Source organism: Marivivens donghaensis, assembly GCF_030410045.1.
GTDB classification, from domain to species: Bacteria; Pseudomonadota; Alphaproteobacteria; order Rhodobacterales; family Rhodobacteraceae; genus Marivivens; species Marivivens donghaensis.
In genome coordinates this window covers 289,025-298,364 of sequence record NZ_JAUFRA010000007.1, presented here as the reverse complement: position 1 = coordinate 298,364, position 9,340 = coordinate 289,025, and the positions used below count along the sequence as shown (strand labels likewise).

Below are 9,340 nucleotides of genomic sequence, written 5' to 3'. Positions count from 1 at the left end.
CGCCTCGCCCGAAATACCTCTAATTTTTTCCAAACTTCCCAGCCTTCCGACCGTTCCGTCCGCCCCAACCGCGCCTCAGCGCCGCCGGTGAAGGGGGTTCTAAGGTTATCACTAAGAAGCCGCAAGCGGTTTTTTACAGAAAACGCACTTTCTTTGTAATTTTTATCGAAGCCCCTTATTTTTAAGACGCTTAGGCGAGCACTTTTATTCGACTGCCGCTCTTCGCCCGGAAAAACGCCCCGAATCCCGCCAATTTCAGGCCCAATTTTCCGTCCCCTTATACTTTATATATATGCCCCCTCAGAACTCTGTATTTCGGCGTCTCTCTGAATCGCCCTACCCCACCCGAGTCTCAGGCAAGCAGAATCGCGCTTGTGGGAGGTGGACACCCTCTTTCGCATAGAGCGCTTCGCCCCTATAAAGCGGTCGGCCCTGCAGAGACTCGCTTGGCTTCATGCATTTTAATTACGGGAAGACGGCATATGGCTAGTTTCGGAGGTTTGTTTTCGTCAGATATGGCCATTGACCTCGGCACGGCGAACACTCTTGTTTACGTAAAAGGCAAGGGCATCGTCCTGTCGGAACCTTCGGTGGTCGCCTACCACGTCAAAGACGGCGTGAAGAAGGTTCTCGCAGTTGGCGAAGATGCAAAGCTGATGCTGGGCCGTACTCCTGGTTCGATCGAAGCAATCCGTCCGATGCGCGATGGTGTTATCGCGGACTTCGACACTGCAGAAGAAATGATCAAACATTTCATCCGCAAAGTTCACAAGCGCACGACCTTCTCAAAGCCAAAGATCATCGTCTGTGTTCCTCACGGGGCGACACCCGTTGAGAAGCGCGCGATCCGTCAATCGGTTCTCTCTGCTGGCGCACGTCGCGCTGGTCTGATCGCAGAACCTATTGCAGCGGCTATTGGTGCAGGCATGCCGATCACCGATCCGACTGGTAACATGGTCGTCGATATCGGCGGCGGCACGACCGAGGTTGCGGTTCTGTCCTTGGGTGACATCGTTTACGCACGTTCAGTACGTGTCGGCGGTGACCGCATGGACGAAGCGATCATCAACTACCTGCGTCGCCAGCATAACCTCTTGATAGGTGAAGCGACGGCTGAACGCATTAAGACCTCCATCGGCACAGCACGTATGCCTGACGACGGTCGTGGAACCTCTATGCACATTCGCGGTCGTGACCTGCTGAATGGCGTTCCGAAAGAAACCGAGATCAGCCAAGCGCAGGTTGCTGAGGCTCTTGCTGAACCCGTTCAGCAAATCACCGAAGCGGTTATGACCGCACTCGAAGCAACGCCGCCCGATCTGGCAGCAGATATTGTGGACCGTGGTGTGATGCTCACGGGTGGTGGCGCACTGTTGGGTCAGTTGGACCTCGCTCTGCGCGAACAAACTGGTCTGGCCATTTCGGTCGCAGATGAATCGCTGAACTGCGTGGCTTTGGGCACCGGCAAGGCGCTGGAGTACGAAAAACAACTCCGCCACGTGATCGACTACGACAGCTAAGCCGTGGCACGGGAGAACCAGCGCGAAGATACCTATTCAGCTCCGCTTCGGCGGCTGTTGGTGGCCGTGCTGGTTATCCTTTTCCTCGCGATCTTTTTGGTATGGCGGATTGATAGTCCGCGCGTTGAGCGGTTCCGCTCTGCCGTGCTTGACCGTGTTATTCCTCCGATGGATTGGGTGATGACCCCCGTCACTGGGTTGACCCGCATCATATCTGATTTCCAATCCTATCAACGTCTTGTTGAACAGAACGCAGATTTGCGGCGCGAACTGCAGCAGATGAAAGCATGGCGCGAAGCGGCGCTGCAGCTTGAACAAGAGAACGCAAAGCTGTTGGATTTGAACAACGTCCAACTCGACCCGCAGCTAACTTACATCACGGGTATCGTATTAGCGGACAGCGGTTCGCCGTTCAGACAGTCCGTACTTTTGAACGTCGGGGCGCGGGACGGGATCACCGACGGTTGGGCCGTGATGGATGGGATCGGGCTCGTTGGCCGCATCTCTGGTGTGGGTCAAGAAACCTCGCGCGTCCTGTTGCTGACCGATACATCAAGCCGCGTTCCGATCATCATCCAAGGCTCTGGTCAGCGGGCGATCCTGATGGGCGACAACACCCGTAACCCGCCCATCGAATTCCTTGAGGCCCCAGATCAAGTTCGCCCCGGCGATCGCGTCGTTTCCTCTGGGGATGGCGGCGTATTCCCTGCCGACCTGCTGATTGGTCAAGTTGCCCTCGGCACCGATAACCGACTTCGGGTGCGTCTATCGGCGGACTACGAACGGCTCGAATTCCTGCGTGTGCTGCGCAGCCAGCCACGGGAACGCATCGACGACCCAGGCAATCTTTTGGCCCCTAATGCCGCAGAAGCGGCATCGCCCGAAACCACGGAAGCGCCCTCAGATGGCTGAGGTCCAGGCAACACGTCGTTGGGCTGGACGCGCCCTTTTTGTCGGTCTGTCGTTCACATTTCTCTTCGCCCAGATTTTGCCTCTGAACATGGTGCCTGACCGCATCGCGGCACCTGATATTCTGGTGGCCTTCACTCTGGCATGGGTGATCCGGCGTCCAGACCTGACCCCTGTTGCCTTGATCGCGCTGGTTCATTTCAGCGCCGATATCCTGCTCGACCGCCCACCGGGGCTTTGGGCCGCATTGATCGTGATCAGCACCGAGATTTTGCGCAATCGTGCCGCCGACCTGCGAGCCTTGGCCTTTCCGTTTGAATGGCTGCTCGTCACAGGAACGCTCGTGGGCCTCTACGTGGGCTATCGCGTTATTTTGACCATCTTACTCTTGCAGCAAGCCCCGTTGATGCTGACATTAACCCAACTGACCATCACGATTTTGGTTTATCCTGTTGTGGTGCTCTTATCTTACCTCGCTTTCGGGATTAGCCGTCCCGCGATGGGCGAAGTTGACGATTTGGGGAGACGCCTGTGAAACGCCCACCAAAGGACACTGCGCAGAGCCAGCGGGGCATTGGCCGCCGCACTTTGGTCGTGGGTGGGTTGCAGCTTGCGACAGCAGGTTTGTTGGCGTTGAAACTACGGTCCATGCAGATCGAACAGGCAGAGACATTCCGCCTACTGGCCGATGAAAACCGCATTAACATCAAGCTCTTACCTCCCGCTCGCGGTTTGATCTATGACCGCCATGGCGTGTTGCTCGCAGGGAACGAACAGAACTACCGCATCACGATGACCCGCGAGGATGCGGGCGACGTCGAAGAAGTGCTAGACCGTCTGTCACAGCTCATCCCATTGTCCGACACTGCGCGTGCAGAAGCTCTCAAAGAGATGAGCAACCGATCTGCCTTTGTGCCCGTCACTATCGCCGACCGCCTGACGTGGGACGATATCACCCGCGTCACCGTAAACGCCCCTGCCCTACCCGGTGTTACGACCGAGGTTGGCCTGAGCCGCTATTATTCCCAAGGCGCTGACCTCGCCCATGTGATTGGCTACGTGGGTCCTGTTTCGGATTACGACCTCAGCCGCATCGAAAACCCCGATCCTCTCCTCCAGATACCCAAATTCCAAATCGGTAAAACGGGCGTCGAAGCAAAGATGGAAGAAGTCCTGCGTGGATCGGCTGGCACCCGCCAAATCGAGGTGAATGCCATCGGCCGCGTTATGCGCGAACTGTCACGCGAAGAGGGTCAGCCCGGTGCGGACCTTCAGTTGACCATCGACAGCGCCTTGCAAACCTACGTCGAAGCCCGCCTAGAGGGCGAATCCGCAGGTGCCGTTGTCATCGACCTTGAAAACGGTGATCTGCGCGCTGTCGTGTCATCGCCATCGTTCGATCCGAACCTTTTTGTGCGCGGTATCTCTGTGGCCGAATGGAACGCGTTGAACGAAAATCCGTTCCGCCCTCTCGCGGCCAAAGCCGTGCAAGGCACCTACCCGCCGGGTTCCACATTCAAGATGATCACCGCGCTTGCAGCACTCGAAGACGGCGTGTTGGACCCCGAAGAAACGATCCTTTGCCGTGGCTACACCGAAGTCTCTGGCAACCGTTTCCACTGCTGGAAAAGTGGCGGACACGGCAACGTCAACTTACATGACAGCCTCAAACAGTCCTGTGACTGCTACTATTACGAGGTCTCACAGCGCGTCGGCATTGATAAAATTTCGGCGATGGCACGGCGGTTTGGCCTCGGCGTTCGTCATGACCTCCCCTTGTCGGCAGTGGCCGAAGGGCTTGCTCCTGACAAAGAATGGAAAGCCACCGTTCGCGGTGAGGATTGGCGAATTGGCGACACGGTCAACGCGTCGATCGGTCAGGGCTATGTCCTCGCTTCGCCGCTTCAGCTGGCGATTATGTCCGCACGGATTGCGACAGGACGCACCATCACACCGCGCCTGATCCACACGATAGACGGTGTCGAGACGCCAAAGCAGAGCGACGACACCATTGGCCTCAACGAAAACTACCTCCGCCGTATTCGCGCTGCGATGGATGCGGTGTCAAACAACAACCGTGGCACGGCCTATGGGTCGCGGATCAACGTGTCGGATAAACGCATGGGCGGAAAGACGGGCACCAGTCAGGTGCGCCGCATTACCGCAGAAGAACGTGCGCGTGGCGTGACGAGCAACGCCGACCTACCATGGGAACGCCGCGACCACGCGCTGTTTGTGGGCTTTGCCCCCGTGGATGATCCCAAATACGCGGTTGCGGTCGTTGTCGAACACGGTGGCGGCGGGTCTGCTGCCGCTGCGCCAATTGCGCGCGATGTGATGCTTCAAGCCCTCTACGAAGGGCAGCCCCCATTAGAGGCATATCCGTCAAACGTGCGAGGTCGCATTTCGGAACAGCAACGCGCCATCCAAAACCGCGTTCAACCGGGGGCCATTCAAGGCAACGATAGGGCCTGACATGAGCTACCTCGAATATAACGTCAAATCGGTTCCGACGGGGTTCAGAAAGCTCCTATTTCTAAACTGGCCGATCATTCTGTTGCTCTGCGCAATCTCAAGCGCGGGCTTCATTATGCTCTATTCCGTCGCTGGCGGTTCCATAAATCCATGGCTCGAACCGCAACTGAAACGCTTTGCCTTGGGTATGGCGGTGATGTTGGGGATCGCAATGATCCCGATCTGGTTTTGGCGAAACGTCTCTGCGGTCGGCTATATCGTTTCTGTCCTTCTCTTGATCGCAGTTGAGCTTTTCGGCGAAGTCCGCATGGGGGCCCAGCGCTGGATCAACCTCGGCTTTATGGTTCTTCAACCGTCGGAACTGGCAAAGATCACCGTCGTGATGTTCCTCGCTTCCTATTACGACTGGCTGCCACTGAACCGCAAATCCCACCCTCTTTGGGTCTTTATACCCGTGATGATCATCATGATCCCCACGGCGCTGGTGTTGAAACAGCCCGACCTTGGGACAGCACTTCTCGTGATGATTGGCGGCGGCACGATCATGTTCCTTGCGGGCGTCCACTGGGCCTATTTCGCAGGCGTTATCGCGAGTGGGGTCGGCGTGGTTTGGGCTGTGATGGTGTCCAAAGGTCAGTCGTGGCAATTGCTAAAAGACTACCAATACCGCCGAATTGAGACCTTCCTCGACCCATCCAGTGATCCGCTGGGCGCCGGCTATCACATCACTCAGGCAAAGATTGCGCTTGGCTCCGGCGGGTGGACAGGTCGCGGGTTCATGCAAGGCACACAATCGCGCCTGAACTTCCTGCCTGAAAAGCATACCGACTTTATCTTTACCACCTTGGCAGAAGAGTTTGGCTTCATCGGGGCGACGACCCTCTTAACCCTCTACGTTGCGCTGATATTGATCTGCATTTTCTCGGCCCTTCAAAACCGCGACAGGTTCGGATCGTTGCTGACCTTGGGCATCACGATGACGTTCTTCCTCTATTTCGCGGTGAATATGTCGATGGTGATGGGCATGGCGCCGGTCGTAGGTGTGCCTTTGCCGATGGTCAGCTACGGTGGTTCGGCAATGTTAGTGCTCTTGGTCGGTTTTGGCCTCATCCAAAGCGCGCACGTCCATAAGGCACGATAATGATCAACGTTCTCTTTTCCGCCCGCCCGCAGCTTTGGGACACATACCACGATCTGCTGATCGAGGCCTGCGCGACCAAAGGGATCGCCATCAACCTTGGCACGGATATTCCCGCCGAACAGGTCGACTACATCATCTTCGCGCCCAATCCGACGCTGACTGACTTTACACCCTTCACGCGCTGCAAAGCGGTATTAAGCCTTTGGGCAGGCGTCGAAACAATCGCCCCCAATGCCACCCTGTCTCAGCCGCTGTGCCGATTGGTCGATACTGGATTGACCCAAGGCATGATCGAATGGGTGATAGGCCATGTTTTGCGTCACCATCTGGGTATGGATCAGCAGATCAAAAACCAAAACGGCGAATGGGCGCCCGTGGCACCGCCGCTGTCAAAGGATCGGCCTGTCACGATTCTTGGCTTAGGTGAACTAGGTGCAGCCTGCGCTAAGGCATTGGTGCAGCTTGGGTTTCCCATCACAGGATGGAGCAGAACACCAAAATCCATCGACGGTGTACGCTGCCTATCGGGGTCACCCGCTGAGGCGCTCAAGGACGCGCAGATCGCGGTTCTCCTGCTGCCTCTCACATCGCAGACCGAAAACATCCTGAACGCGGACGCAATGGCCGCAATGGCCAAAGGCGCCTTTGTGATCAATCCCGGTCGGGGGGCGCTAATCGATGATGAGGCGCTACTGGCCGCACTCAATTCTGGGCAAATCGGACACGCCACGTTGGATGTGTTCCGTGTCGAACCGCTCCCCGCAGATCACGCCTATTGGGCGCACCCCAATGTCACAGTCACGCCCCATATCGCTAGCGAAACACGGCCCGAAACGGCCGTTGAACAAATCGCCGAAAACCTGCGCCGTGCCGAAGCAGGCGAGCCACTGCTAAACCTCGTCGATCGGACCCGCGGCTATTAACGCAGTTTTGGCGGACGCGCTGGATCCATACCGGGGTTAGAACCCGGGATGGCTTGTGGAACCTCTGGCTTCGGTAAATCAAACCGCAAGCCAACGCGTTCCAGTCGCGCGACGAAATCGCTATCCGCAGGCACAAAGGTCACGTCGATCATACCAGCGTCCACACCCGAAAACGTCAGCGCTTCGGCAACGGCACGGGCCAAGGCAGGTTCTGCACCTTCGACAGCGCCCACATAAGTCAGGATATGACCACGTGCGCCGGTGTCATAGGTCACGCCCGAAAGATATGCGACCTCGGCCAATCCCCCAGCCGTCGCGAGTTTACGATCCAAACCTGTCACGACAGACTCGGGCAACCCTTTGGGCGCGGTGATTTCAACAGGACGCGCTTGAGCTTCTTCTGGTGCATTTCCCAGCGTTTCGATCAGCCAGTCGATCGCCGCAGGCGGGATCAGGATCGACGACGGCTGACCAAGGTTCACCCCCATGCCGACACCCTGCCCGACCAACATCTGCGCAAGACCGCGCCCCGACACAGCCGCATAGCTCGCAGCACGCTCGGCGAAATCAGCAAGACGTTCTTCGCGATCAAAAACGAGGACATATTGTACATCGTCGGCTTCGATCACTTCGGGGTTTATATCGTCATCCCCTTCTGGCTCTGACGCCAGCAAAAGGAACATCTCGGTATCGGCAAGGCGCTCGTAAAACCGCAGACGCGCCGCATCATTGTCGGGATCGGCATCCATCGCAGCGTGGGCAGTATCAAGCTCTGTCATCATGGAACACCTCGTCAGTTTGCGGTCCGCATCTCGGGTTTTGGCCTATTGCGCCGCGTGCCCAAGGGCAAGGGTCGGCTGCGGCGAATAGGGCAAATTCCACGATACAAACTAGGCAAACCGATAATTTTCACCATTATGGCCGCAATTGCTCAGATTTGCCGAAAAGCCTTAGCGCAAATGGACACAACAGGGGCCAAAGGCGGTATAGAGCTACACCGCATCGTTGTGATTGACGTCAAGTTACGGTAATCGCACGTCATCTAAATAACGAGGAAAGCTGCATGTACCGCGTCTGGAACTTTCTTACGCAATACTCGCTCCTGCTAATCATCGGGGCGCTTGCCGCTCTCGCATGGGCGAACACGAACCCCGAAAGCTATCACCATTTTGTCGAATTCGTCCTCATCGACGACTTCTTTATCGGTCACCTGCATGATGACGGCCACGGCCATGTCACACGCACGCTGACGCTCCACTATCTGGTCAATGACGTCCTTATGGCGCTGTTCTTTGCCATCGCGGCAAAGGAAGTCTGGGAAGCGATTATCCTCGAAAACGGCTCGCTGCGTGGTAAAAAAGCGGCAACTCCGCTGATCGCGACCGCTGGCGGCGTGCTTGGTCCGGTGGCTGTTTACCTCGGCCTCGCAGCATTCCTCGGCTCTGAAACCTATGATGCCGTGTCCAAAGGTTGGGCGATCCCAACCGCAACCGACATCGCGTTTTCGTACCTCGTTGGTCGTCTGGTGTTCGGCGCTGGCCACCCTGCTGTTCGCTTCCTGCTTCTTTTGGCAATCGCGGACGATGCGGTTGGCCTGTTGATCCTCGCGATCTTCTACCCATCGGGCGATCTGGCCCCGGTTTGGCTGCTGCTCTCGTTCGGCGCTGCCATCGCGGTCTTTGTCCTCGCAAACTGGCTGCCGCGCTATCTGGACCGCGGTAATCAAGCCCGCCCTAACTCCACTTGGGTGCGTAAAAAACTGTCGTTCTGGCCCTACGCGATTGCGGCAGCTCTGAGCTGGTATGGTTTCCAAGAGTCGGGCATCCACCCTGCGCTTGGCCTCCTGCCGATCGTTCCGACGATTCCTCATGCAGACCGCGCTTTTGGTATCTTCTCCGAAGCCGAAACCCACCTGCATGACCTGCTCAACGACATCGAACACGCGTTGAAGTATCCGGTTGAAATCATCCTGCTGTTCTTCGGCCTCTTGAACGCTGGTGTGGAGTTCAAATCGATCTCTGAACCGACTTGGCTCGTGCTTGCTGGTCTGCTGATCGGCAAACCCCTCGGCGTGATGATCATGGGCTGGATTGCGGCGAAACCGCTTCGCCTCGGCCTGCCCGAAGGCATGCGGATCATCGACCTGTTTGTCGTCGGCTGTGTGGCTGCGATTGGCTTTACCGTGGCTCTGTTCGTGGCCTCGGTTGCCTTCGATGCTGGCCCAGTTCAGGACGCCGCTAAAATGGGCGCGCTGTTCAGCTTCTTTGCTGCCGCAATTTCGATCGTCGCTGGCAAACTGACCCGCGTTCAAAAAGTAAACTAACCTCATCGCGGCCCGCCTTCACAATTTGAGGCGGGCCGCGAAATCATTG

8 protein-coding genes are annotated in these 9,340 nt (G+C 57.1%); 7 read left to right on the top strand and 1 reads right to left on the bottom strand.

Translation table 11 applies throughout. The features are described 5' to 3' along the window. The first annotated feature begins 482 nt into the window (after nucleotides 1-482). Genes QWY83_RS13170 through QWY83_RS13145 form a run of 6 tightly spaced genes read left to right on the top strand, consistent with a single transcriptional unit; the run spans nucleotide 483 to nucleotide 6,968 of the window. Nucleotides 483-1,520: a rod shape-determining protein gene (locus QWY83_RS13170; protein WP_067550596.1), complete on the top strand. Its 1,038-nt coding sequence runs from the start codon at nucleotides 483-485 to the stop codon at nucleotides 1,518-1,520. Between the two features lie 3 nt (nucleotides 1,521-1,523). After that, nucleotides 1,524-2,432 carry a rod shape-determining protein MreC gene (gene mreC, locus QWY83_RS13165; RefSeq protein ID WP_249947052.1) on the top strand — a complete coding sequence of 303 codons (909 nt, stop codon included), beginning with the start codon at nucleotides 1,524-1,526 and terminating at the stop codon, nucleotides 2,430-2,432. Next, a complete protein-coding gene (locus tag QWY83_RS13160) occupies nucleotides 2,425-2,964 on the top strand; it encodes a rod shape-determining protein MreD (RefSeq protein WP_249947051.1) in 540 nt (179 codons plus the stop codon). The genes mreC and QWY83_RS13160 overlap by 8 nt, the downstream gene beginning before the upstream one ends. Beyond that, entirely contained in the window at nucleotides 2,961-4,904 is a 1,944-nt protein-coding gene (gene mrdA, locus QWY83_RS13155; protein ID WP_249947050.1) for a penicillin-binding protein 2, read from the top strand. Before QWY83_RS13160 ends, mrdA begins: the two co-directional genes overlap by 4 nt. A 1-nt stretch (nucleotide 4,905) precedes the next feature. After that, nucleotides 4,906-6,045 (top strand): rod shape-determining protein RodA, encoded by a 1,140-nt coding sequence (gene rodA / locus QWY83_RS13150; RefSeq protein WP_249947049.1) that lies wholly within the window; start codon nucleotides 4,906-4,908, stop codon nucleotides 6,043-6,045. Further along, nucleotides 6,045-6,968, top strand: a complete 924-nt coding sequence (locus tag QWY83_RS13145) for a 2-hydroxyacid dehydrogenase (protein ID WP_249947048.1) — start codon at nucleotides 6,045-6,047, stop codon at nucleotides 6,966-6,968. The genes rodA and QWY83_RS13145 overlap by 1 nt, the downstream gene beginning before the upstream one ends. Here QWY83_RS13145 and QWY83_RS13140 read toward each other — a convergent pair. Continuing rightward, nucleotides 6,965-7,747, bottom strand: a complete 783-nt coding sequence (locus tag QWY83_RS13140; protein WP_105236280.1) for an SseB family protein — start codon at nucleotides 7,745-7,747, stop codon at nucleotides 6,965-6,967. The genes QWY83_RS13145 and QWY83_RS13140 overlap by 4 nt on opposite strands. Before the next feature lie 284 nt (nucleotides 7,748-8,031). Between QWY83_RS13140 and QWY83_RS13135 the strand changes: the two genes are divergently transcribed. Continuing rightward, on the top strand, nucleotides 8,032-9,291 hold the full coding sequence (locus QWY83_RS13135; RefSeq protein ID WP_249947047.1) for a Na+/H+ antiporter NhaA: 1,260 nt from the start codon (nucleotides 8,032-8,034) through the stop codon (nucleotides 9,289-9,291). Nucleotides 9,292-9,340: the final 49 nt, after the last annotated feature.

Coding starts and splice junctions, on each gene's coding strand:
- rodA (WP_249947049.1), top strand. CDS start 4,906: ATGAGCTACCTCGAATATAACGTCAAATCGGTTCCGACGGGGTTCAGA.
- QWY83_RS13145 (WP_249947048.1), top strand. CDS start 6,045: ATGATCAACGTTCTCTTTTCCGCCCGCCCGCAGCTTTGGGACACATAC.
- QWY83_RS13140 (WP_105236280.1), bottom strand. CDS start 7,747: ATGACAGAGCTTGATACTGCCCACGCTGCGATGGATGCCGATCCCGAC.
- QWY83_RS13135 (WP_249947047.1), top strand. CDS start 8,032: ATGTACCGCGTCTGGAACTTTCTTACGCAATACTCGCTCCTGCTAATC.
- QWY83_RS13160 (WP_249947051.1), top strand. CDS start 2,425: ATGGCTGAGGTCCAGGCAACACGTCGTTGGGCTGGACGCGCCCTTTTT.
- QWY83_RS13170 (WP_067550596.1), top strand. CDS start 483: ATGGCTAGTTTCGGAGGTTTGTTTTCGTCAGATATGGCCATTGACCTC.